Origin of the sequence: Exiguobacterium sp. LL15 (assembly GCF_024436095.1) — a bacterium.
Lineage (GTDB): Bacteria > Bacillota > Bacilli > Exiguobacteriales > Exiguobacteriaceae > Exiguobacterium_A > Exiguobacterium_A indicum.
This window is the reverse complement of the sequence record NZ_JANFNX010000001.1, coordinates 618,171-641,134: the sequence shown is the minus strand read 5'-3', so window position 1 is coordinate 641,134 and position 22,964 is coordinate 618,171. Positions and strand designations below refer to the sequence as shown.

The window sequence follows — 22,964 nt, the reverse complement described above, 5'->3', positions numbered from 1 at the left end:
TAACGGAATGGTCGGTTTTTTAAATGACGGACTTCCCTTCAGACAGTCGTTCTAATTCCGCAAGCAGTATGTGTTTTTCATTAAAAGGAATCGTTTTTGTACCGATTCGTTCTACCTCATCATGACCTTTCCCGACAATGACGATTCGTTTCCCTTCGTGCGCCAAATGCGCTGCTTGTACAATCGCTTCGTGACGGGATGTATGACACCCTACTAAATGTTCACGTGAAATATCGACGATTAACTCTTCGATGATTCGATCCGGATTCTCTGTCCTCGCATCATGGACCGTTGCGATGATGTGTTCACAATATTTACTTGCGATTCGCCCCATCTCCGCTCGTTTCGTTCGATCACGCTCTCCAGCTGCACTTAAGACGACCGATAGCGACTCTCCGGAAGAAGTGAGTGCCTGCAAACATTTTTCTAGACCATCCGGTGTATGGGCATAATCGATATAAATCTCACAAGGTGCCCAGTCCAGTCGTTCGAGTCGTCCTTTCGGCAATTCCAGTTCTGGAATATGACGAATCAACGTATAGAGGTTGGCATCGCCTGCCCGCAACAATCCCATCGCTGCCGCTAAATTCGCTGCATTGAACTCACCTAGTAAAGCTGTCGGCACACGTGTTGTCGTCTCGTCAATCCGCACATTGACGGTATCCGTCAGCCATTCGACCGCAATCTGTGACGTTCGGTGGGGTTTCGTCGTATACCAGATAACGGGTTGCAAAGGCGCAGCTTCTCGCATGACGCGACTCCAACCATCTTCTCGATTCAAGACGATGGTCCGACCATTTGACGCAGCGACTTGTTGAAACAACAACGCTTTCGTCTTGGCGTAATCTTCCATTGAATGATGATAATCCAGATGATCATGCGTCAGGTTCGTAAATGCTGCCGAGTGGAAAGACACTCCCTCGACTCGACCTTCGGCTAGTGCGTGAGAAGACACTTCAATGATGCAATCCGTCACGCCTTTTTCAACCATTTCATATAACAGTCGATGTAAGATGATGGCTTCAGGCGTCGTATTCGGCGTCTCAATGAGTTCCTCGTCAATTCGTGCACCGACCGTGCTGATCATGCCGGCTTTCACACCTGTTGCTCGAAAGAGATCATACGCCAATTTCGTCGTCGTCGTTTTTCCGTTTGTTCCGGTTACACCGTAGACACGCATCTTTTGACTCGGTTGATCGTAAAAGCGATTCGCGACTTGACCCGCAAGTCGTTTCGTATCCGGCACGGTAATGACGGGAATCGGGCAATCCGGAAACGATCGTTCAGCTAAAATCGCCACAGCCCCGTTCTCGATTGCCTGATTGATATAATCGTGACCATCAACCGTGTAGCCGTTGATACAGATGAATAATCCGCCAGGTGTGATTTGTCGCGAATCGGTTGCGATATTCGTAATGAGTGGATTGATTGCTTCCTTTATAGTGAGTGGTAATAGTTCATTCAGAAGCTTCGCTAGTCGATTCATGATGTACTCTTCCCTTCTTGTCTCTTCTCTATGTCAAGATGAATTAGTGAACCAATCACATAAACAGTCGTATCCATTGTTTCAAGTAAATCAAATACTCTTTTACGGAACATACCCGCTTTAAGACCTGCTTAATCTTTTATCATGCTAGAAAATTATTCTCTTCAATGCTCGAAATGAGCGTTTCTTCCCTTGCACCTATTAATCAGCTTTGATACACTCTTAAAGTTAACTAGTTAACTAAAAGGAGAAATAGGATGCTTTACACACAAGAAGATGTACTCGGACAACTATCAAAAGTCTCACGTCTCGTAAAACGAGAGATTGATGCTACCTTGCTTCCCTACTCGTTACATACGGGTCAATGGGCACTAATAAAAGCAGTTGCATTACTACAACCTGTCTCACAAGTCCAACTGGCCGATTACTTAATCATTGAAAAACCAGCTGTGACGAAAACCGTCTCACGTCTTGAGACGCTTGGTTTCATCACTCGGATAAAAGAAGGACGAACACACTTTGTCTCATTGACACCTTTAGCCATTGAACGGTTCGACCAAATCGATGCTGCGGTCCAAGAGACCCACCAACGCTTACTCGCCTCCTTCTCCCTCACCGATCAGCAACAGCTTGGTGAGTGGATGACGCACCTACTTACTCTACATCGACAGGAGGAATCTTCATGACCACTCGGTTATTCTCGCGTCATTACGTCATGACGCTGATCATTAACCTATTGCTCTTCATCACGTTTTATCTACTTAATGCCTCACTTCCTTTACTCGCTGCTAAACAGTTTCCAGTCTCCGCTTCAGCACTCGGGTGGATCGTGACGAGTTTCATCCTGGCAACCGTCTGTTCTCGTCCACTGATCGGTCACTGGTTAGATCGTTATGATTTAAAGCGTGTCTTAATGGTCTCTGCAAGTCTCTTTACATTAATGAGCCTCTGCTACTTGCTTGTCCTACCACTGGAATCATTCTTCTATTTAATCGTTATTCGTATCATCCACGGGTTTAGTTTCGGAATGTTATCTTCTTCGATCAGTCTCGCCGTTACGACATTGATTCCAAAAACACGTCAAGGTGAAGGGATGGGCTATTTCGTCCTATCGATGAACTTGGCATCCGTCCTCGGTCCTGTCATTGGTCTAACCTTTGTTCAAGAAAAAGCATTCGTTCTGTACTTCGTGACAGTTGCTGCCCTAGCAGTCATCGCCTTGTTGTTAATGATGCGTCTACCGCTGACGAGTCAACATATTCCAAGCACGTCCGCGTTTCGTTTAAGTCAGTCCCTCTTCTTATCACGTCCGCTTTTGTTGATAGCAACTCTGTTGGCAGGCGTTGCGATTTCTAGTACATCAGCGTTTATCTCACTGTATACGGACTCGATCGGACATGTCGCATATGCTTCTTATTTTTATGCATTAGTCGCTCTCGGGATGGTCGGGATTCGACCGATTGCAGGAAAATTGTTTGATCAGCGAGGAGCTGCATTCGTGTTGTTGCCATCGTATGTTCTTTATATGATAGGCTTTGTCATTCTCGGCATGTATCCTTCGTTTGCCGGTTTATTGCTTGCAGCCGTCATTATTGGAGTCGGTTCTGCTTCCATCTTCCCGGGCCTTCAAACCGTCCTCTTGAATTTCGCACCTCCTGCACAGAAAGGGAAAGCCATCTCGACCTTTTTCCTTGCTTACGACACAGGTTTTGGAATCGGTGCCTTGATTCTTGCTTCTGTCGCAAGCGGTATCGGCTATTCCAATATGTTCTTGTCCTGTAGTCTGATCGTTCTCGTAAGTGGTCTACTGTATTTCACCTTTACGAAACGACAAGCTGCGTCATCTGAAACAGAAGAACTTGCTTCTTGAATCTGTCGTCAAACGAAAACAGCCGCCTTCCTCTGAAAGGAAAGCGGCTGTTTGTTTATCCTGGTTATGCGCGAAGTTCCGCATTGAACGTTTCTTTCACTGCATCTACGACTCGCTGTTGCGCTGTCGTGATTTCTTCATCGACTAACGTCCGTTCTTTGTTTTGATAACGGAGGGAGAAAGCGAATGATTTTTCATTCTCTCCAACGTTCTCACCCGTGTAGACATCGAACAATTCGATCGTCTGAAGAAGTGGACCGGCTGCTTCCGTCATGACATCGACGATGGATTGCGCCGTCACTGATCGCTCGACGACGATTGCTAAGTCGCGTGTCATTGATGGGAAACGTGAAATTTCCGAGTAGACCTGCTCTTCTTTCGAACGTAGTGCCATCGCCTCTAATTCAAAGACGTACACTTCTTTTAGACCATACTGTTCTTTTGACAGACCAGGATGCACTTGACCGACGAATCCGATCGCTTCTCCGTCAAGCAAAATGCGCGCCGTCCGTCCTGGGTGCATCGATGGAATGCTCGCTGCCTCGAACGTCAACGTAACACCAACTGCAGAAGCGAGTGTCTCGACGATTCCTTTCATGACGAAGAAATCTGTTTTGACGAGCGTTCCGTGCGCACGGTGTTGTTCTGACACACCGACTGCGACGCCACCGATCATTTCTTGTTCAATCGGGAGTGTCTCAAGTGACGCATCCCGTTGCAGATAAACACTGCCGAGTTCATAAAACGCGACATCGGCATGCTGTCGTGCGACGTTATGCTGCGCGACTTCAAGGAGTCCCGGAATGAGTGACGTCCGCAGTGTCGAACGTGCTTCACTGATTGGCATCGCCAATTTGACCGGATGCAAATCTTCTCGTTCATTGAATTGCATCGCGCGTTGTTCGCTCGTCAATGAATACGTGATGGCTTGCGAAAGACCTGCTCCCTGCAATGTCCGGCGTAAATGACGACGGTGAATGTTCCGTTTTGGTAAGAAACCACGGCTCGCTTCAGACGGTAAGCTTGAAGTCAGTGCATCATATCCGTAGAGACGAGCGACTTCTTCCGCTAAATCAGCTGGAATTTTCAAGTCTTGGCGGCGAGTTGGTACGCTAACTGTCAAGGCATCACCCGATAATTCAACACCGAGACCAAGACGTTCGAGTAACGTTTGCATGACCGTTCCTTCAATCTCCATACCAAGACGGTGATTGATGTACGAGACACTCGCTTCAATCAAGTGATCGTTAAGCTCGAGCGTTCCTGCTTGAGCGACACCAGCCTGAACCGTTCCACCCGAGAGTTCAGCAATCAAAGTTGCAGCCCGATCGAGTGCTAACAAGACACGACGTGGATCAACGCCTTTTTCGAAGCGCGCGCTTGAATCCGAACGGAGTCCAAGAACACGGCTCGTCTTCCGGACAGAAATCGGTGCGAAATAAGCAGACTCTAAAATGATCGATGTCGTGTTTTCATCGACTTCGGTATTCGCTCCGCCCATGACACCAGCAAGCGCGACCGGGTGTTCACCGTCAGTGATGACGAGCATCGAAGAATCGAGCGGACGCTCGACTTCGTCGAGCGTCGTAAACGACTCTCCTGCGTGCGCTTGACGCACGACGATCCGTTTTCCGAGTTTTTCAGCATCAAATGAATGAAGCGGTTGACCTGTCTCGAGTAAGACGAAGTTCGTAACGTCGACGACGTTGTTGATCGGACGAATCCCGTTCGCGATCAAGCGGTTTTTTAACCAAGTCGGTGATTCTTGAATCGTGACGCCTTGAATTTCTCGTGCCGCGTAGAACGGGCAGTCCTCTGAATCAAGCGTCACGTCGACTGCCGTCGTAGTTTCTGCTTCGTTGACTTCAACGACCGGGAAAGTCGGTGTCGTATCGTAAAGCGCCGCCACTTCGTATGCGACACCATACATGCTGAGGCAGTCCGACCGGTTCGGCGTTAATCCAAGTTCGAGGATTTCATCACGTAGACCGAGTAACTCCAAAACGTCTTGTCCTGGTGTGACTGGTTCACGGAACGTATGGATCCCGTCCTGCTCATCTTCTCGGATATATTTCTTTTCGAATCCGAGTTCTTCGAGTGAACAGATCATCCCTTCTGAGACGACACCTCGTAATTTAGCACGTTTGATTTTAATACCTGGCAGGCGAGCTCCGACGCGTGCGACGATGACATCTTGTCCGGCTTCGACGTTGGGTGCACCACACACGATTTGGACCGGTTCGTCTTGCCCGATGTCGACCGTCGTGACATTCAATTTATCTGCTTCTGGATGTTTTTCTTTCGTTAATACACGTCCGACGACGATGTTGTTCAACGCCTCATCCCGGACATCTACGCCTTCGACTTCGATTCCGCTCTTTGTAATCAAATCAGCCAAATCTTGTCCTGATGTATGACTGACATCCACATATTCGTTCAACCATTGTTTTGAGACTAACATCTGCGTTCCCCCTTAAAACTGTTCGCTGAAGCGAACGTCATTCGTATAGAAGTGGCGAATATCATCGACACCGTATTTCAACATGGCAATCCGTTCGATACCCATCCCGAATGCGAAACCTGACATTTTCGTGCTATCATATTCGGCCATTTCGAGCACGTGAGGATGAACCATTCCAGCGCCCAGAATTTCAATCCATCCCGTCTGTTTACAGATGTTGCATCCTTTACCGCCACATTTGAAGCACGAGACGTCGACTTCGACGGACGGCTCCGTGAACGGGAAGAAACTTGGGCGTAAGCGGACTTCACGTGCTTCACCGAACATCTGCTTCGCGAAGGCTTCAAGCGTTCCTTTTAAGTCTGCCATCGAAATCGATTCTCCGACGACGAGTCCTTCGACTTGCATGAATTGGTGCGAATGCGTCGCATCATCTTCGTCTCGACGATAGACTTTACCTGGGCAGAGAATGCGGATCGGTTCACCTTTAGAAGCGAGCATCGTCCGTGCTTGGACCGGTGACGTATGCGTTCGCATCAAAATTTCTTCCGTGATGTAGAACGAGTCTTGCATATCACGTGCCGGGTGATCCTTCGGTAAATTCAACATCTCGAAGTTGAACAGATCTTGCTCGACTTCTGGACCTTCCGCAATCGTATAACCGAGTCCGACGAAGATGTCTTCGATCTCATCCGTCACCTGTTGCAAGAGGTGCGCATGACCGACCTTTTTCGGACGTCCTGGTAACGTAACGTCAATTGCTTCCGCTGCCAGTTTCGCATCCATTTCTTGTTGTTTGACAGCTGTCAGACGTTGTTCCAATTGCTCCTGGATTGCTTGACGAACCGTATTTGCGATCTCACCGACAACTGGTCGTTCTTCCGCTGATAACTTTCCCATTCCTCGTAATACTTCTGTGATTGGTCCCTTTTTCCCGAGATACTTGACTCGGACGTCATTGAGATCTTTTTGTGTTGTTGCCTGATCGACTAATGTCAACGCTTCATCGCGTAATGCTTCTAATTGCTCGCGCATCTTTCCCACTCCTTTAGTTGAAGATATAAAAAAACGTCCCTCCGGCAAATGCCGAAGGGACGATGTAAACACCGTGGTACCACCCTTGTTTGACTTTTCAATCGAAAAGTCCTCCAATTGCGCGATAACGGGCGCATCCCGTCACGATCTCTCGTGCGACTCCGGAGTGAATTCGGTTAGCAGATTCATGAAGCAGTTTTCAGTCTACGACCGCTTCTCCCTGATTGAATCGTTCCCTAACGTACTCTGTTCCATCAACGTCCATGATGTATTCCTGATGTTCACTTTAGCATGAACGCTTACCGGTTTCAATCCACGCTTGCAAAATGATAGAGCAAAATGCCAGCCGCTACTGCCGCATTCAATGACTCCGCTTTACCACGAATCGGGATGTAAGCACGCTCATCACAGTAAGAGAGCAATTCTGGCGCAACGCCTTGTGCTTCGTTTCCGATGATTAAACCGAGTGCATCCATCGGTGCGATTGTTTGATAAGACGTCGCTCCTTCTAACGCCGTGCCGATTACCGCAATTCCTTGTTCGTGCAGGGCATTGACTGCCTCTTCGAGTGGCATGGAGATGACCGGTAGGTGGAACAGCGATCCTTGCGTCGCACGGATGACTTTTCCGTTATAGACGTCAACTGTTCCCGGTCCGACGACGACCCCATCGAATCCAGCTGCGTCAGCTGTCCGAATCATCGTCCCAACGTTCCCTGGATCTTGCAGACGATCGAGCAACAAGTAGCGTCCTCGCTCTAATTGTGCCGAAGCTTGTTTCATCTCACAGACAGCGAAGATGCCTTGCGACGTTTCCGTCTCAGCCAGTACTTTGATGACGGCATCATCAATCGTAAAGACATCGGCATTTCGTTTCCAAGAACCGGGTACTTGATACGATTCACGCACAATCAATTCCTTGACGATTCCAGCGCGAACAGCTTCTTCAATCAAGTGTTCTCCTTCAATTAAGAAACGGTTCGTCTGCAGACGTCCTTTTTTCGTTAAGAGTTTTTTCCATTGTTTAACGATTTCGTTCTTTGCTGATGCGATGTGCTTCATTGTTTTATTACCCCTCGTAGATCGCTTGGACAGTCTCCGCATCCAGACGTTTTGTCACAGCAACGACTAAATCGACGGCTGCTTCGAAATCGGCTTTATGCATGATTGAGACATTCGTGTGCAGGTAACGAATCGGTACAGTCAATGCAAGTGATGGAACACCTGTATTCGATAAGTGGAACTTCGCTGCATCCGTTCCGCCACCTGGTGTTAAGTCCAGTTGATACTTGATATTTTCTTCTGTTGCGACTTTCGTCACGAAATCGATCAATCCACGATGTGCGATCATCGTTGCATCGAACATGATGACTTGAACGCCTTCACCTAATTTCGACAATGCTTCACGATCGGTCATTCCTGGCGTGTCACCCGGGATACCTGTATCGACAGCAAAGGCGATTGATGGTTTGAGCAGGTGTGCGACAGTTTGAGCCCCACGTAATCCGACTTCTTCCTGAACAGTCGCTCCTGCGAAAATCGTGTTCGGATGTCCGTCTGCTTTTAAGCGTTTGATTGCTTCGATTGCGATGGCACAACCAATCCGGTTGTCCCACGCTTTTGCCATCAAGAAGTTCTCATTTTTCATCACAGTAAATTCGCAATGTGGAACGACCGTATCACCCGGACGAATTCCCCAACCGTCGACTTCTTCTTTTGATGAAGCACCGATATCGATGAACATGTCTTTAATGTCGACCGGCTTATTGCGCGCTTCCGGTGGTAAAACATGAGGTGGTTTTGCACCAATTACACCTGGAATGACTTCACCAGATGACGTCACAATATTCATACGCTGTGCCAAGAGGACCTGACCCCACCAACCGCCGAGTGGTTGGAAACGAAGGAATCCTTTTTCATCAATCTTCGTGACCATGAATCCGACTTCATCCATGTGACCCGCAATCAATACACGTGGCGCATCTTCGCCTGCACCTTTATGTTCAGCAAAGAGGCTACCGAGACCATCCTGGTGGAATGCTTCTGCATGAGGTTCTAAATATTCACGCATGAGGTTCCGGACTTCTTTTTCGTTTCCCGGTACACCTGTTGCGTCCGTGAGACGTTTTAGCATATGTAATTGTTCGTTCATCTGATTTCCTCCTTAGTAACCGTTGTCTTGTCGCACATGGTTTGCTTCATTTTTAGAAATGTAAGCCTTGAAAATCATATCCTGTGTAAAGCCTAGTGTAGCACCTAATGCAAGGTATGCACCAATTAGAACATCATAACTTTGTTCCGTCCGCGAAATCGCAAAGACGTTCGTTTTGTTATAGACGTCTAAAAAAGCATCTGTTGCTGTCAAATAGAAGTCACCTTCTGTAAAATGACTTTTCTTGTAATCAAGTGCTAAACCTAGTGAGAGTAGAAAATGGACGCCATCGACATATTCCTCAAGAATTGTGACTTGAGCGGATGGTCCCTTCTTCGACCAGAACTTAAAGCAACGTGTCTCGTTCGCAAGTTCACCGAGTTCGACCAATAAGGCGAGCAGACGCTCGTCGAATTGATTGCCTGTCAATTGATGTTCTGACTGAATCCGTTTATCCAACTGTTCTTGCATCTCAAAAAGTGTCAACCAATCCATCTTTAATTCTCCTTCTATCTAAAAAAATCATATGACCGTCTCATCGACGTGCCTTCTTATTTTATCATTAAATCGAAAAAAACGTCGGAGAATTAAATTCCCCGACGAATTGTAGAACTTAAGCGTTCAATTTTGCTTTTGCTGTGTCAGCAAGTGAAGCAAATGCAGTTGCATCTGTAACTGCGAGGTCAGCGAGCATCTTACGGTTAACGTCGATACCTGCTAATTTAAGACCATGCATCATGCGGCTGTAAGAAAGACCGTTGATACGTGCTGCCGCATTGATCCGAGTGATCCAGAGGCGACGGAAGTCACGTTTCTTTTGACGACGGTCACGGTAAGCGTACATGAGAGATTTCATGACTTGCTGTTTCGCAACCTTGAAGAGTGTATGTTTCGAGCCGTAGTAGCCCTTAGCTAATTTGAGTTGTTTTTTACGACGTTGACGAGTCGTATATCCGCCTTTTACGCGTGGCATATAAATTCCCTCCTAAATCTGTATACGATTGGATAAATTACTTCGCGATCATGTGACGGATGCGTTTGAAGTCACCCGTAGATACCATGCTAGCTTTACGTAATTTACGTTTCGCTTTTGTTGATTTGTTACCGAACAAGTGGCTTGTGTAAGCACGACCACGTTTCAATTTGCCAGAAGCAGTACGTTTGAAACGTTTAGAAGCACCGCGGTGCGATTTCATTTTAGGCATGAGAGATTCCCTCCTACTTCGATTCGATTAGTCTTCTTTCTTAGGAGCAAGCACGAGGAACATGCTGCGTCCTTCCATCTTCGGTCTCTGTTCCACAACACCGAACTCACTTAAATCCGTTGCGAGGCGTTCGAGAACGCGTTTACCGATTTCCGAGTGAGTGATGGCACGACCGCGGAAACGAATGCTCGCTTTCACTTTGTTACCATTCTCCAAGAATTTCTTCGCATTACGGAATTTCGTTTGGAAGTCGTTCTCCTCGATCGTCGGGCTAAGACGAACTTCTTTCATCTGAATCACTTTCTGATTCTTCCGAGTTTCTTTGTCCTTCTTTTGCATCTCGAAACGGTATTTACCGTAGTCCATGATCTTACAAACTGGCGGCGTCGCTTGTGGAGCGACCATGACGAGGTCAAGTTCCGCTTCCTCTGCGAGACGTAGCGCTTCGTTGCGTGATTGGACACCTAGTTGAGCACCATCCGCTCCGATAAGACGAACTTCCCGGGCACGGATGCTTTCATTGATTAACAGATCTTTGCTAATGGTTAGCACCTCCATCGTGCATTGCACGAAAAATGAATGATAGAAAACGCTATAAAAAAAGCGTCGGCAGTTCTTCCCGCCCACACTCATAAGGAACGTCAAAGCATAGCAGTCGCTACACATTGCGTATCTTCATGATGAACCAGTACGAGTCGTCATACATGGTGAGAAGCGGGATGCTTCTGCTTTGTTGTCATTTCACTTTGCTATCATAGCACTTGTTTTCCCGTGATGTCAAGCCGCTTTCTATGTTCTTACAGAACGTTGCTCACATACTTGATTATAATAGCAATCCTTTGACGGATAAGCAAGAAGTTTCTAACCTGTTTTTCACGGGTACACTCTTAACATGGAAAAAAAGATTCAGAACATTCGCAAGCAAAATTGTTTATTTAGAATGATTATTGTTTTATAATCAATTTAATCTTACATAAGGGGGAGAATAACAGATGACTGAAAAACGATTAACGACCAATCAAGGTGTACCAATCGGAGACAACCAGAATTCACGTACGGCTGGACGTCGCGGACCAACGTTATTAGAAGACTATCAATTAATTGAAAAGATGGCCCATTTCGACCGGGAACGTGTACCTGAGCGTGTCGTACACGCTCGTGGATTCGGTGCTCACGGTGTCTTCACTGTCAAAAACTCAATGAAAAAGTACACGAAAGCTGCGTTTTTACAAGAAGAAGGGACAGAAGTTCCTGTTTTCGCCCGTTTCTCGACTGTTATTCACGGCACGCATTCTCCAGAGACACTCCGCGATCCACGTGGATTCTCTGTCAAGTTCTATACAGAAGAAGGAAACTGGGATTTCGTCGGGAACAACCTTCCTGTCTTCTTCATTCGTGACGCTATGAAGTTCCCGGATATGGTCCATTCACTTAAACCAGATCCACGCACGAATATTCAAGATCCCGACCGTTACTGGGACTTCATGACACTTCGTCCGGAATCGACGAACATGCTCATGCATCTCTTTACGGATGAAGGGATTCCTGCAAGTTACCGTAAAATGCGTGGTTCTTCCGTCCATTCATTCAAATGGGTGAACGCTCATGGCAATACGGTTTACGTCAAACTACGCTGGGTACCGAAAGCTGGCATTCATAATCTCTCAGCAGAAGAAGCGACAGAGATTCAAGGAAAAGACTTCAACCATGCTTCAAACGATACGTTCCAAGCGATTGAAGACGGAGATTATCCGGAATGGGATCTGTTCGTACAGGTGCTCGATCCGGCTGACGTCGATCAGTTCGATTTCGATCCGCTCGACGCAACAAAGGATTGGTTTGAAGATGTCATCCCGTTCCAACACGTTGGTACGATGACACTGAACAAAAACGTCGATAACTACTTCGCTGAAACAGAATCTGTCGGATTCAACCCAGGTGTCTTGATTCCAGGGATGTTACCATCTGAAGATAAGTTGTTACAAGGTCGTCTATTCTCTTACTCAGACACACAACGCTACCGTATCGGAACGAACTACCAACAACTTCCGATCAACTGTCCGTTCGCACAAGTGAACAACTATCAACGTGATGGTGCAATGCCAGTTGGTCAGCAAACGAGTCCGGTGAACTACGAACCAAACCGATATCAAGAAGAACCAAAAGAAACACCAGAGTATACGGAAGAAAACCAGCCGTTACTTGATGATAAACACGGTCGTCTCGAAATCGAGAAGACGAACAACTTCGGTCAAGCCGGCGAAGTATACCGTCGTCTGACAGAAGACGAGCAAGCAGCTCTTCTGAAGAACCTCGTCAATGATCTCGAGCAGGTTCGCCATGAGAACACAGTCTTGCTCGCAATCTGTAACTTCTACCGTGCTGATGCTTCACTCGGTCAGAAACTATCAGAAGCGCTTCAAGTCGATATCGAACCGTTCTTGCAACAAATGCGTTCATAACGTAAAACAAGCACCCTCGACGCTAGTCTTGGGTGCTTTTGCTTGGTTTAGTACGGAACAAAGTCATATCGTTCAGCTGTTGCATACGTATATTCGTTTAGTTTCGTAAATAAGACGATTCTATTTAATTGAACATCTTTGGCAGTATTTTGTTGCATGTACTGTTTTTCTGTTTCCGTAAATGAGTTATAAATTGGTGCATATCCATCGCTTTGAAACGGTTGCATTTGAATCGCACGATCGGCGTTTTCGAATGTATTATAGCGAATCGTCCCACCGATGATGCCTCGCCCTAAAATCGTCATTGCTTTTCCGTCTGCCCGGTGTACATCTCGAATCGTATTGTTGATGACGGTCGGATTTTTCCAGTTCATCATCGAAATGGCATAGTCCTTCGTCTTTTCGATCAAGTTATTTTCAATCCGGATATTCGTGTGTAAACGATTCTCTGTATATTGATGTGTGCCAATGGCGACGTTGATGTTAGAAAAAACATTGTTTCGAATCGTGATATCCGAATTTGGTGTACCATCTTGAGCAGACCACTTCCACGGAAAACCTTTCGTGATTGGATCCGGTGTATCTAAGTTAATCGATTCATTTGGTCCTGTATTCGCTATCATTGTCGCATCCACGAACTTCATATTTTCAATCGTCGCGTTTTTCGTCGCGTCTAACTCCATCGCATGTGATCCTTTTTGATTACGCACTGTGATGCCACCGATATATAAATTTTGGTTGTGTGCAATCGCAAAGGCAGATCCTCGCGAAAAGCCGTTTAAGTCGATTTGTGCGTTTCCTTTTCCGATGATCCGTGCGTTTTTCGTACCGTTGTATTTCGACATTTTTTTATTCAGACGTAACACAGACGGTGCTACTAAATCAAAGACACTCGTCGTCGCACTAATTTTCGACGTCCCTGTTTCAGATGTCTTTTTGATGATGACTCCGTCTTCTAAAATGACCGTCGTGTTCGATGGAATTCCGACACGCAGTGGAGATAGATATGTTCCTTTCGTTAAAACTAGTGTACCCCCACCCTCTTTTTCAAGTCTTTCTAAATAAGAACGCATCGTATAATGATTTCGTGTTTTCGCATTGTAGGTCGTGTATTTTCGAATCAAGGGATCGATTGCTTCTGTTTTTGGTGTGATGCGATATGTCTTTTTAGTTGTTGCTGCTTTTGGCTGTTCAGCTGAAGTTCCTATGAACAAGAGGGAGGCAGCAAGTGTTATTGTCAGTGTTCGTTTCAATGTCATACGTCCTTTCTACTCATAAAACAAATTTATCCATTTCCCATTACATTCTAATACTTTCCCAAATAAAAATAAATATTTCCATCTTCTTTTTTCAAAACTAACTCTCTTGTTTATCGGATCTACTTCATTTGTTTTAAAGGATATACAAAAAAACCGATCATCCCGTAAAACGGAACAATCGGTAATACGCCATTATTTTGAACGGTTTGCGATTTCTGTTTCTAAATCGGATACGAATTGTTCAAGTGATGCATTGCTTGAGTCTTTTGAGCCGTAGCGACGAATGTTGACTTCGCGTGATTCGACTTCTTTATCACCTAAAACGAGCATGACTGGTACTTTGTTGACTTGTGCTTCACGAATCCGGTATCCGAGTTTTTCGTCACGGAAATCTGTTTCGACACGAATTCCTTTTTTCAGCAAGATCGCTTTGATTTCACGAGCATAGTCTTCATGCACTTTAGAAACCGGAATCAATTTCACCTGAACCGGTGCAAGCCATGTTGGGAACGCGCCTTTGTATTCTTCGATCAAGTATGCAACGAATCGTTCCATCGTCGAAACGACACCTCGGTGTAAGACGACCGGACGGTGATCTTGTCCGTCATTTCCTTTGTACGTCAATTCGAATCGCTCTGGTAAGAGGAAGTCGAGTTGGACTGTCGAAAGCGTCTCATCTTTACCAAGTGCTGTCCGAACTTGAACGTCAAGCTTCGGTCCGTAGAAGGCAGCTTCGCCTTCTGCTTCGAAGTATTCCAGTTCGAGCTCATCCATTGTTTCTTTTAACTCACGTTGCGCCATTTCCCAAATTGCATCGTTATCGAAGTACTTCTCTTTATCCGCTGGGTCACGGTACGAAAGACGGAATTTGTAATCCGTGATTCCGAAGTCAGCATAGACTTCTTGAATGAGGTGAACGATGGCTTTGAACTCATCTTTCATTTGGTCAGGACGGACGAACGTATGGCCATCGTTTAGGACCATGTAACGAACGCGTTGGAGTCCAGTTAATGCACCAGACATCTCATACCGGTGCATGCCACCAAGCTCCGCGACACGAAGCGGTAAGTCACGGTACGAACGTGGTTCGTTTTTGTAGACCATCATGTGGTGTGGACAGTTCATCGGACGAAGAACGAGTTCTTCATTGTCCATCTCCATTTTCGGGAACATGTCATCTTGATAGTGATCCCAGTGACCCGATGTCTTGTATAGATCGACTGAACCGAGGACCGGTGTATAGACGTGCTCATATCCAAGTTCGAGTTCTTTGTCGACGATATAACGCTCGACTGTCCGACGGATCGCTGCTCCTTTTGGTAGCCACATCGGAAGTCCTTGACCGACTTCTTGAGAAGTGAAGAACAATCCAAGTTCCTTCCCGAGTTTACGGTGATCCCGCTCTTTCGCTTCAGCAAGGAAGTGGAGATGTTGTTTCAACTGGTCTTTTGTTGCCCATGCTGTACCGTAAATCCGTTGAAGCATTTTATTTTTTGAATCGCCCCGCCAGTAAGCACCAGCAATGCTCATCAATTTGAAGACTTGTAACTTCGCTGTTGCTGGAACGTGTGGTCCACGGCAGAGATCGAAGAATTCGCCTTGACGGTAAATCGTCAAATCCTGATCAGCAGGAATCGATTCGATCAATTCAACTTTCAACGGATCATTGAGTTCTTTATAAATCGCGAGTGCTTCGTCACGTGAGACGACTTCGCGTTCGATCGACAAGTTCTCACCCGCGATTTTATTCATCATCTTCTCGATTTCCGGAAGATCTTCTTCAGTTAGGCGACGTTCCATATCGATATCATAGTAGAAACCATTCTCGATTGTCGGTCCGATCCCGAGATGAATCGTTTCATCTGGGTATAAACGTTTAATAGCTTGTGCCATCAAGTGAGCCGATGAGTGACGAATCAAGTCGAGACCTTCTTCTGAATCCGGCATAATCAATTCGATTGTGCCATCCTCTTCGATTGGACGACGGTAATCGATGGCGTGTCCATTTAGTTTTGCAGCAAATGCTTTTTTACGAAGTCCTGGGCTGATTGAAGCCGCAACCTCTTCAGCTGTCGTGCCGGCTGCGAATTCTTTTACGGCGCCGTCTGGAAATGTAAGTGCGATGTTTGACATGACTGTTTCCCCCTTTAACAAAATAAAAAAGACTCATCCCTAAAAAGGGACGAGTCTTAATCTCGTGGTACCACCCTCGTTCCCGGACCATGTACTGGTTCGGCTCGAACACGCGTTAACGGGCGTGAGGCGCAAACGGATTAGCCCCGTTCGTGCTATGAGGGAGTAAAGACATGAATGATGCCATGAGAAGCTTCCACCATTCTTCTCTCGCTAGTTTGGTTCATTTCATACTTCTTATCCTCAATCGTTGCATCGTCTATTGACGTGTCATTAGTATAACGAATCGGTCGCTTCCTTGACAAGGAAAATTAGTAGCGACGTCGATTTTCACCGAGGAACTCGATCGGTTGTGTCGTCGTCCGGATCCGTTCCATTAGTCGTGCGGCCTTTAACTTATCACCTTGATCGTTCGTAATCCCGAAATGAAGCTCGAGTTCGTCATACGATAAGTTCGAGCTGAATAATGTCGGCAGACGATGCATCATGCGGTATTGCAAAATGATCCCGAACAATTCATCCCGTACCCACGGACTGATCGATTCTGCACCGATATCGTCAATCAGCAAGACTGGAATCGTTTGGAATCCTTCGAGGAACGTATCGAACGAGTCCGACCGGATTCGTCGTTTCGCTTCAGCGACGAAACCAGGAGCATGGACGAGAATTGTTGCAATCCGTTCTTTCTTCAGTGCATTCCCGATCGCAGCCAAGAGATACGTTTTCCCGACACCAAAGCTACCGTGCAGATACAATCCCTTTACATGCTCTTTTGAGCGCAGATGATTGAGGAACTGCGAAGCCGCGCGCAAGGCAAGCTTCCGGTCCGTAGTCGACAAGTCGAAATCACTGAAGTTCGCATCGCGGACTTCGTCCGGAAGGAATAGGCTCTTGAATTTTTTCTCAAGTGCGCGTTCATCCTCTCGATCTTTGAGCGCTTGTGACTTCTCATACGAAACGACAATCTGTCCTTTTTCGACATGCAGGATCGGCTGATAACCTTCAATGACGGCCTTACTTTCAATCAGTCGATTCCCGTCCATCTGTTCCGCGTATTCATTCAGCTTGAGCATGCCCCGCTCGATCATTCGTTGATCGATTTCCGGATGGGTCCGTAAGAACATGACGACCCCCGGATGAGACAACACCCGTTGTTGAATCGCTCGAACCGATTCTGCGACGTCCGGTCGACTTAATATTTTTTCGATAGATGATTGGATATGTTCCATGTCCCGACTCCTTTAGTTCCCCTTCAGTTCTCGTAAGATTCGTTCCATCTCTTCATCGTCTGGAACATCCGCTTCGAAACTCGCTTTTTTAGAGGCTTCATACTGTTGCTGTTTCGCCTTCTCTTCTTGCAACCATTTCGGATTCGGACCGCCGTTCGTATTGCTTGTCCGTCCCCGACGTCCACCAACGGTCTGACGCGCGCGTTCTTGTTTTTGCTCCTGCTTCTTCGCGATCAAGTCATCCTGCTCCTGCGTCTTCGCCAGTGCCTCGGATGCTGTCACGTACCCCTTCTGTTTCCAATCATCGACGATCGATAAGAGGAAGTTCTTACTGAAGCGATTATCCTTTTTAACGACGAGCGCATAATAGTAGGCGGCATTGACGATCCCAGACGACATTTCATAATCGATGATCAATTGCTGGATCAGCTCTTCATCTCGTTCTGACAGCGCTTTGACCTTCCGCAACTTCGCGACATAATGCTTCGGATGGGTGCTTTCCATCGTCTCCGTTGCTTCGACGTCTCCGACCTCGATCGTGTCGAGTGAGGCGACCTTCGCTTTTTTCTCTCGGCTGAGTTTTTGTTTCGCTGACAACATCATCTGTTTGCAACGTTCTTGTTTCTCAGCATCGGTCATCGGCAAGTATGCTTCGTGACGGAAACGGGCATTCAACAGTTCCGCCATCAATGCTTCATTCGACTGCGTGACGTAAGCAAGCTTCACGAGCAGATGATCGATCGCCTTTGAGTAAAAGGTCCGTGGTAAAAAGCGATCGGTTTGACGTTTCATCTCTTCTAAATCAAACGAATAATCGAATTCATATACTGCTCGTTCCTGTTTGGCATAGGCCTTCGGCTGATGCGCAGAAGCAAGACCAGCTTTCACATCGAACACTTGATCAAATCGGACCGTCCGATCAACGATGTTCTTCGGAAGCGGCTCCGTCCGGAAACGATGCTGTAACGACCGGAACCGGATTTCACCGACGCGGTAGAATAGCAGACTCGATAACACCCCGTCATTCAAGAAAGTGTTCGGCGCAAGCGGCACCCGGATTTGATAGATGTAGCGATACGCGGCTTGGCGCGCTTCGAACGTCCGGATCAAACCGATTCCTTCTAGCTTGAATAATTCTTCCTTGAACTCATCGACGGAAAAACCGAGTAGCGTTCCGAGTTCTGCATGGGAGATGTATTGGGATTTTGTTTTTCCCGGAATCATCTCGCTCCAAAACGTTTGATAGAGTCCAAGTGCTTTGACACCAATGATCGGCTGGTACAAATAATATAAAGATTGATAAGCCTCACGGTCAACGACACCATTGCTCATCACTAAGCAAAGATCGGTACCGGAAAGTTCACGTTCTACCATCTGACTCGTCCTTTCTTTAGGGAGAAAAAGAGAGGTGCGCTGACCGGACAGACGACCTCTCTTATATCACGTTCAATTTTCACGGTCATTTTCTTGATGTCGCTCCATCAGCTCAGAGAGCTCTTGGAAAAAGACATTGATGTCCTTGAATTGTTTATAGACACTCGCAAAGCGGACGTATGCTACTTCATCGACGGAAGCTAATTCATTTAACACGAGACGTCCGACCTGCTCACTTGGAATCTCATGCTGAGCTGTCGCCCGCAATGCCTTTTCGACCCGACTGACGACTGTTTCTAGCTGTTCAATCGAAATTGGTCGTTTTTCACAGGCACGCACTAGTCCCCGCAAAATTTTATCACGATTGAACTCGTCGCGCGTTCCGTCTTTCTTTACGATGATTAAAGGGGTCTGTTCGACCATTTCGAAAGTCGTAAAGCGATAGCCGCAAGACTCACATTCACGTCTCCTCCGAATCGAACCGAAATCCTGGACCGGTCTTGAGTCCAGTACTTTTGTTCCGTTAAAATTACAGGCTGGACAGCGCATGCCGTACCTCCGTTCACGTGATTTCTTTTGTTCCAATCATTTTTAATCGATATCCCGCATCAAGTGATGCATAGATTCGCTCGATGTGTTTTTCGAGATCAGGTCCGAGAAGACTTTCACGATGTAAGAATAGATCGACGGCCGTACGTCCGCCCGCCACCATAATGACGGTCGCGAGTCCGTCGACTTCTTTTAATGTAAAAGCGAGTTCTCCACGTTCCGCGTCAACACGACGAACCGTTCCGCCCTCTTGCTTTAAGATATTTTCTAAACCAGCAAACAACATCTCGACTGTTGCCGCATAGTAGTGTGTGCGTAAATTTTCGTTTTTATGTGTATCGGATGTCTCTAGCTGTTTTTGCAAGCGTTCCTTCAGTCCCATGGTCATCCTCTTTTCTTTGTTTCTTCTACTATTAAGAATAACAGACGTCAGACATATTAAAAAGCCCTCGTCTGAACGACGAGGGCTTGACGAATTCGTGTGTGTTGTCAGTTGACGTGCTGGACAGTAGCCGCTGGAACTTGAACTGGTCCCATACCACGTGGAATTTCGACATTTTCACGGATTTTCGCATCGAGCTTTTCAGCAATGTAGTTCGCTGCGATGGCTGGATCGATCCGATCCCCACAAGTAAAGACATCAACCGATGCATACCCGTGCTCTGGGAAACTGTGAATCGTCAAGTGCGATTCAGAGATAATGACGACGCCACTGACGCCGTGTGGTGCAAACTTGTGGAATGCTACTTCTCGTACTTCTGCACCTGCTTGAAGTGCTGCGTCAACGAAAAGTCGTTCAACGAATTCCATGTCGTTCAATTTTTCAGGATTACAATCCCAAAGTTCTGCAATAATGTGTCTTCCCATAGTATCCATTTGTGGATCCCCCCTACATTCAATGGTCTTCAAAGTAGTTGATCACTTACTTTGCGCCTGAGTCGTTCGCACCCACGGGGGAAAGTTAGTCCAGAGAGGTCCTAACCCTTTAAGCTGCGATTGCCAGACCGATTGAAGTTCACGATTTGAATTATAGCGAGTATCAAAAAGATACACAAGGATAAATTTCAAAAATTAATACATTTCTAGAAAAAAAACGGGACAGGTCCCGTCGTTACTGGGATCTGCCCGTTGTCATTAATTCAATTCAAGTTCTTTTTCAACCGTTCCCATCGCCTCTAAGTGCGCCGAAACAAGGTGTACGAGGTCGACGACGCGGCAGGAGTAACCCCACTCATTATCGTACCAAGCGAGGACCTTCACCTGACGACCACCCATGACCATCGTCGAGAGTCCATCGACGACCGTCGAACGCTCTTCTCCGTTGAAGTCGATCGAAACGAGCGGTTCCATCGTCATTCCGAGAATGCCTTCAAGCGCACCGTCCGCTGCTTTCGTGAACGCTTCGTTCACTTCAGCAACCGTCGTATCGCGACTGACTTCGACGACGAGATCGACGAGTGAGACGTTCGGTGTCGGAACACGAAGCGCGAGTCCATTCAATTTTCCTTCCAAGTGTGGCAAGACGAGAGAAATCGCCTTTGCCGCACCTGTCGATGTTGGAATGATGGATGAGCCACATGCACGGGCGCGTCGTAAATCCTTATGTGGATTATCAATATTATTTTGATCGTTCGTAAACGCGTGAACCGTCGTCACGAGACCCGATTCGATTCCGAATGCCCGGTCGATGACTTGCACGACAGGTGCGAGACAGTTCGTCGTACACGATGCGTTCGAGACGATAGCATCTGTTTCATGATCATACATGTCGTCATTGACACCCATGACGATCGTCCGGACATCCCCTTTAGCAGGTGCCGTGATGACGACCTTTTTTGCGCCTGCCACTAAATGCTTCGCAGCACCCGTATCTGAGTTGAACTTTCCTGTCGCTTCGACGACGATATCGATGCCGAGTTCCCCCCACGGCAATAGTTCAGGATTGCGTTCACTGACGATTTGAATTTGTCTTCCGTCAACCATCAACGCCCCATCGATGATGTCGACCGGATAATTGAATTTCCCATGTACCGTATCGTACTTGATTAAATGTGCGAGTGTTTCGACTGGATAGCTTGCATTGATTGCTACGACTTCGCTTTTCCCCTCAGCGATCAGACGTCGAAAGACCATTCGACCAATTCGACCAAAACCATTGACTGCCACCTTGACTCCCATGTGCGGATCCCCCTTCAATGTGACGGATGTAGCTCCGTTTACAGATAGAACTATATCATGAAATGTAAGCGATTTCATTATGTTCTCTAAAAAAAGTGAGAGAAGATGGAAACTTCTCTCACTTCACACTTTTCATGTACCACTCTCATGCTTATCGGTGTCATATAATACTAACCATTTATCGATTTGTTGATATAACGAATCAAGACTCCCATCATTGAAGAACACATCATCCGCAAGCTCTTTTTTCTGTTCAATGCTAAGTTGCGAATGAATACGTGCATATGCTTCTTCTTCCGATAGATCATTACGTTGCATCAATCGTCTTAACTGCATGTTTTCCGGACAATAAACGACTACGACACGGTCGAACAGCGTCCGCCAATCGCCTTCAAGTAATAACGGAATATCAAATACGACGAGCGAATGTCCTGAACGTTCATAGGCATCTGCTTCATCAAGCATCTGTTGTCGAATACTTGGGTGCATCAACTGATTCAGCTGTTGTCGTTTTTCGCTATCCTGAAAAATGATTTGTCCGAGTTTTGGACGAACGAGACGTCCTTCTTCGAATGCTTCCGGGAAGGCCATCTTGACCCCATCATAGGCTCGCCCTCCTGATTCAATGACTTCTCGCGCAACAAGATCCGCATCGATGACCGCTATTCCTTTTTGCTTCAGATAGCTAGAGACCGTACTTTTACCGGTGGCGATACTGCCCGTCAGACCAACCCTCATAAGGCGACCTGTTGGCACGTCGGACAGAAGTGCGTTCCTCGTCCACCGACTTTGATTTTTTCAATGGCAGTGCCGCAACGGGGACATGGTTCGCCCTTTTGACCGTATACCGCGAGTTGAAGCTGGAACTCACCTTTTCCGGAAGGTGAGACATAACTTCGGATCGTACTTCCCCCTGCTTCTACCGCTTGTCGTAAGACGTCGACACCGGCTTGATGGATGCGTGAAATATCATCAAGCGTCAAGGCACCAGCCTTCGTCAACGGATGGACACGTGCCGCATGAAGGGTCTCATCGACATAGATGTTACCGAGACCAAGGAAGATCGATTGGTCGAGCAATGCCGTTTTGATTGGACTTCTTTTTTTACGAATTAAATTCTCCGCTAACACTTCTGCTGTGAACTCTGGATCAAATGGTTCACGCTCCAGCTGTGCCAGTGGAGCAGTTTGCATCGCTGTTTCCTTATCTCGTAATTCCATCGTTCCGAACTTCCGGACGTCATTGTAATGCAGCTCCGAACCATCCGTGAAACGGAAGACGACATGAGTATGTTTATCCCGCTCGACCGGTTGCGGATACGGGAAGTACTTCCCTTCCATCCGCAAATGGCTGACGAGATAAAAACGATCAAAATCAAAGAGTAGGAACTTACCGCGACGTTCGACGCGTTCGATCCGTTCTTGATGTAAGGCATCTGCAAATGGTGCCACTTCCATCCCCCGAATCATTTTCGGGTGGTAGACTTTGACGGAAGAGACTGTTTTTCCAGAGACCGAACGTTCTAAACTGCGACGAACGGTCTCGACTTCAGGTAATTCAGGCACGTCTATT

Annotated in this window: 22 protein-coding genes; 3 read left to right on the top strand and 19 right to left on the bottom strand. The window is 46.8% G+C overall.

The window, feature by feature from the left end:
* Nucleotides 1-19 precede the first annotated feature (19 nt).
* Entirely contained in the window at nt 20-1,486 is a 1,467-nt protein-coding gene (locus tag NOM72_RS03095) for a UDP-N-acetylmuramoyl-L-alanyl-D-glutamate--2,6-diaminopimelate ligase (RefSeq protein ID WP_023469007.1), read from the bottom strand.
* 257 nt (nt 1,487-1,743) lie between these two features.
* Between NOM72_RS03095 and NOM72_RS03090 the strand changes: the two genes are divergently transcribed.
* Both NOM72_RS03090 and NOM72_RS03085 read left to right on the top strand, forming a co-directional pair.
* On the top strand, nt 1,744-2,172 hold the full coding sequence (locus tag NOM72_RS03090; RefSeq protein WP_023469008.1) for a MarR family winged helix-turn-helix transcriptional regulator: 429 nt from the start codon (nt 1,744-1,746) through the stop codon (nt 2,170-2,172).
* Complete coding sequence (locus NOM72_RS03085) at nt 2,169-3,356, top strand: MFS transporter (RefSeq protein ID WP_255997758.1); 1,188 nt, start codon at nt 2,169-2,171, stop codon at nt 3,354-3,356. Before NOM72_RS03090 ends, NOM72_RS03085 begins: the two co-directional genes overlap by 4 nt.
* Nucleotides 3,357-3,420: 64 nt before the next feature.
* On the opposite strand, the gene pheT is transcribed toward NOM72_RS03085, so the two are convergent.
* The 8 genes from pheT to infC form a co-directional block, all read right to left on the bottom strand.
* Complete coding sequence (gene pheT, locus NOM72_RS03080) at nt 3,421-5,817, bottom strand: phenylalanine--tRNA ligase subunit beta (protein WP_255997757.1); 2,397 nt, start codon at nt 5,815-5,817, stop codon at nt 3,421-3,423.
* Nucleotides 5,818-5,829: 12 nt separating this feature from the next.
* Nucleotides 5,830-6,852 (bottom strand): phenylalanine--tRNA ligase subunit alpha, encoded by a 1,023-nt coding sequence (pheS, locus tag NOM72_RS03075; RefSeq protein ID WP_035396564.1) that lies wholly within the window; start codon nt 6,850-6,852, stop codon nt 5,830-5,832.
* 308 nt (nt 6,853-7,160) lie between these two features.
* A complete protein-coding gene (locus NOM72_RS03070; protein WP_369792088.1) occupies nt 7,161-7,946 on the bottom strand; it encodes a TrmH family RNA methyltransferase in 786 nt (261 codons plus the stop codon).
* Nucleotides 7,921-9,003 carry a M42 family metallopeptidase gene (locus tag NOM72_RS03065; RefSeq protein WP_023469013.1) on the bottom strand — a complete coding sequence of 361 codons (1,083 nt, stop codon included), beginning with the start codon at nt 9,001-9,003 and terminating at the stop codon, nt 7,921-7,923. The genes NOM72_RS03070 and NOM72_RS03065 overlap by 26 nt, the downstream gene beginning before the upstream one ends.
* Before the next feature lie 12 nt (nt 9,004-9,015).
* Nucleotides 9,016-9,498 carry a dUTP diphosphatase gene (locus NOM72_RS03060; protein ID WP_023469014.1) on the bottom strand — a complete coding sequence of 161 codons (483 nt, stop codon included), beginning with the start codon at nt 9,496-9,498 and terminating at the stop codon, nt 9,016-9,018.
* Between the two features lie 118 nt (nt 9,499-9,616).
* On the bottom strand, nt 9,617-9,976 hold the full coding sequence (rplT, locus tag NOM72_RS03055; RefSeq protein ID WP_012371057.1) for a 50S ribosomal protein L20: 360 nt from the start codon (nt 9,974-9,976) through the stop codon (nt 9,617-9,619).
* A 37-nt stretch (nt 9,977-10,013) separates the two neighbouring features.
* Entirely contained in the window at nt 10,014-10,208 is a 195-nt protein-coding gene (gene rpmI / locus NOM72_RS03050; RefSeq protein ID WP_023469015.1) for a 50S ribosomal protein L35, read from the bottom strand.
* Between the two features lie 27 nt (nt 10,209-10,235).
* On the bottom strand, nt 10,236-10,766 hold the full coding sequence (gene infC, locus NOM72_RS03045) for a translation initiation factor IF-3 (RefSeq protein ID WP_029342318.1): 531 nt from the start codon (nt 10,764-10,766) through the stop codon (nt 10,236-10,238).
* Nucleotides 10,767-11,200: 434 nt separating this feature from the next.
* Between infC and NOM72_RS03040 the strand changes: the two genes are divergently transcribed.
* A complete protein-coding gene (locus tag NOM72_RS03040; RefSeq protein WP_023469017.1) occupies nt 11,201-12,670 on the top strand; it encodes a catalase in 1,470 nt (489 codons plus the stop codon).
* A 47-nt stretch (nt 12,671-12,717) separates the two neighbouring features.
* On the opposite strand, the gene NOM72_RS03035 is transcribed toward NOM72_RS03040, so the two are convergent.
* From NOM72_RS03035 to mutM, 10 genes are all read right to left on the bottom strand, one after another.
* Nucleotides 12,718-13,929: a glycoside hydrolase family protein gene (locus tag NOM72_RS03035; RefSeq protein ID WP_023469018.1), complete on the bottom strand. Its 1,212-nt coding sequence runs from the start codon at nt 13,927-13,929 to the stop codon at nt 12,718-12,720.
* 192 nt (nt 13,930-14,121) lie between these two features.
* Complete coding sequence (thrS, locus tag NOM72_RS03030) at nt 14,122-16,062, bottom strand: threonine--tRNA ligase (RefSeq protein WP_058264728.1); 1,941 nt, start codon at nt 16,060-16,062, stop codon at nt 14,122-14,124.
* Nucleotides 16,063-16,373: 311 nt separating this feature from the next.
* Nucleotides 16,374-17,291, bottom strand: coding sequence for a primosomal protein DnaI (dnaI, locus tag NOM72_RS03025; protein ID WP_023469020.1), 918 nt, complete (start codon nt 17,289-17,291; stop codon nt 16,374-16,376).
* A gap of 12 nt (nt 17,292-17,303) precedes the next feature.
* On the bottom strand, nt 17,304-18,665 hold the full coding sequence (locus NOM72_RS03020; RefSeq protein WP_023469021.1) for a replication initiation and membrane attachment family protein: 1,362 nt from the start codon (nt 18,663-18,665) through the stop codon (nt 17,304-17,306).
* A 72-nt stretch (nt 18,666-18,737) separates the two neighbouring features.
* Entirely contained in the window at nt 18,738-19,214 is a 477-nt protein-coding gene (nrdR, locus tag NOM72_RS03015) for a transcriptional regulator NrdR (RefSeq protein ID WP_023469022.1), read from the bottom strand.
* Between the two features lie 13 nt (nt 19,215-19,227).
* On the bottom strand, nt 19,228-19,596 hold the full coding sequence (locus NOM72_RS03010; protein ID WP_023469023.1) for a hypothetical protein: 369 nt from the start codon (nt 19,594-19,596) through the stop codon (nt 19,228-19,230).
* 107 nt (nt 19,597-19,703) lie between these two features.
* Complete coding sequence (gene speD / locus NOM72_RS03005) at nt 19,704-20,090, bottom strand: adenosylmethionine decarboxylase (RefSeq protein ID WP_023469024.1); 387 nt, start codon at nt 20,088-20,090, stop codon at nt 19,704-19,706.
* 258 nt (nt 20,091-20,348) lie between these two features.
* Complete coding sequence (locus NOM72_RS03000) at nt 20,349-21,392, bottom strand: glyceraldehyde-3-phosphate dehydrogenase (protein WP_023469025.1); 1,044 nt, start codon at nt 21,390-21,392, stop codon at nt 20,349-20,351.
* Nucleotides 21,393-21,524: 132 nt separating this feature from the next.
* Nucleotides 21,525-22,148: a dephospho-CoA kinase gene (coaE, locus tag NOM72_RS02995; protein WP_255997751.1), complete on the bottom strand. Its 624-nt coding sequence runs from the start codon at nt 22,146-22,148 to the stop codon at nt 21,525-21,527.
* Nucleotides 22,127-22,957 carry a DNA-formamidopyrimidine glycosylase gene (gene mutM / locus NOM72_RS02990; protein WP_035396555.1) on the bottom strand — a complete coding sequence of 277 codons (831 nt, stop codon included), beginning with the start codon at nt 22,955-22,957 and terminating at the stop codon, nt 22,127-22,129. Before mutM ends, coaE begins: the two co-directional genes overlap by 22 nt.
* Nucleotides 22,958-22,964: the final 7 nt, after the last annotated feature.

Coding starts and splice junctions, on each gene's coding strand:
- NOM72_RS03010 (WP_023469023.1), bottom strand. CDS start 19,596: ATGGGACTGAAGGAACGCTTGCAAAAACAGCTAGAGACATCCGATACA.
- dnaI (WP_023469020.1), bottom strand. CDS start 17,291: ATGGAACATATCCAATCATCTATCGAAAAAATATTAAGTCGACCGGAC.
- pheS (WP_035396564.1), bottom strand. CDS start 6,852: ATGCGCGAGCAATTAGAAGCATTACGCGATGAAGCGTTGACATTAGTC.
- NOM72_RS03065 (WP_023469013.1), bottom strand. CDS start 9,003: ATGAACGAACAATTACATATGCTAAAACGTCTCACGGACGCAACAGGT.
- NOM72_RS03035 (WP_023469018.1), bottom strand. CDS start 13,929: ATGACATTGAAACGAACACTGACAATAACACTTGCTGCCTCCCTCTTG.
- infC (WP_029342318.1), bottom strand. CDS start 10,766: ATGGAGGTGCTAACCATTAGCAAAGATCTGTTAATCAATGAAAGCATC.
- nrdR (WP_023469022.1), bottom strand. CDS start 19,214: ATGCGCTGTCCAGCCTGTAATTTTAACGGAACAAAAGTACTGGACTCA.
- NOM72_RS03090 (WP_023469008.1), top strand. CDS start 1,744: ATGCTTTACACACAAGAAGATGTACTCGGACAACTATCAAAAGTCTCA.
- speD (WP_023469024.1), bottom strand. CDS start 20,090: ATGGATACTATGGGAAGACACATTATTGCAGAACTTTGGGATTGTAAT.
- NOM72_RS03040 (WP_023469017.1), top strand. CDS start 11,201: ATGACTGAAAAACGATTAACGACCAATCAAGGTGTACCAATCGGAGAC.
- NOM72_RS03000 (WP_023469025.1), bottom strand. CDS start 21,392: ATGGGAGTCAAGGTGGCAGTCAATGGTTTTGGTCGAATTGGTCGAATG.
- rplT (WP_012371057.1), bottom strand. CDS start 9,976: ATGCCACGCGTAAAAGGCGGATATACGACTCGTCAACGTCGTAAAAAA.
- NOM72_RS03095 (WP_023469007.1), bottom strand. CDS start 1,486: ATGAATCGACTAGCGAAGCTTCTGAATGAACTATTACCACTCACTATA.
- rpmI (WP_023469015.1), bottom strand. CDS start 10,208: ATGCCTAAAATGAAATCGCACCGCGGTGCTTCTAAACGTTTCAAACGT.
- NOM72_RS03085 (WP_255997758.1), top strand. CDS start 2,169: ATGACCACTCGGTTATTCTCGCGTCATTACGTCATGACGCTGATCATT.
- NOM72_RS03060 (WP_023469014.1), bottom strand. CDS start 9,498: ATGGATTGGTTGACACTTTTTGAGATGCAAGAACAGTTGGATAAACGG.
- NOM72_RS03020 (WP_023469021.1), bottom strand. CDS start 18,665: ATGGTAGAACGTGAACTTTCCGGTACCGATCTTTGCTTAGTGATGAGC.
- pheT (WP_255997757.1), bottom strand. CDS start 5,817: ATGTTAGTCTCAAAACAATGGTTGAACGAATATGTGGATGTCAGTCAT.
- thrS (WP_058264728.1), bottom strand. CDS start 16,062: ATGTCAAACATCGCACTTACATTTCCAGACGGCGCCGTAAAAGAATTC.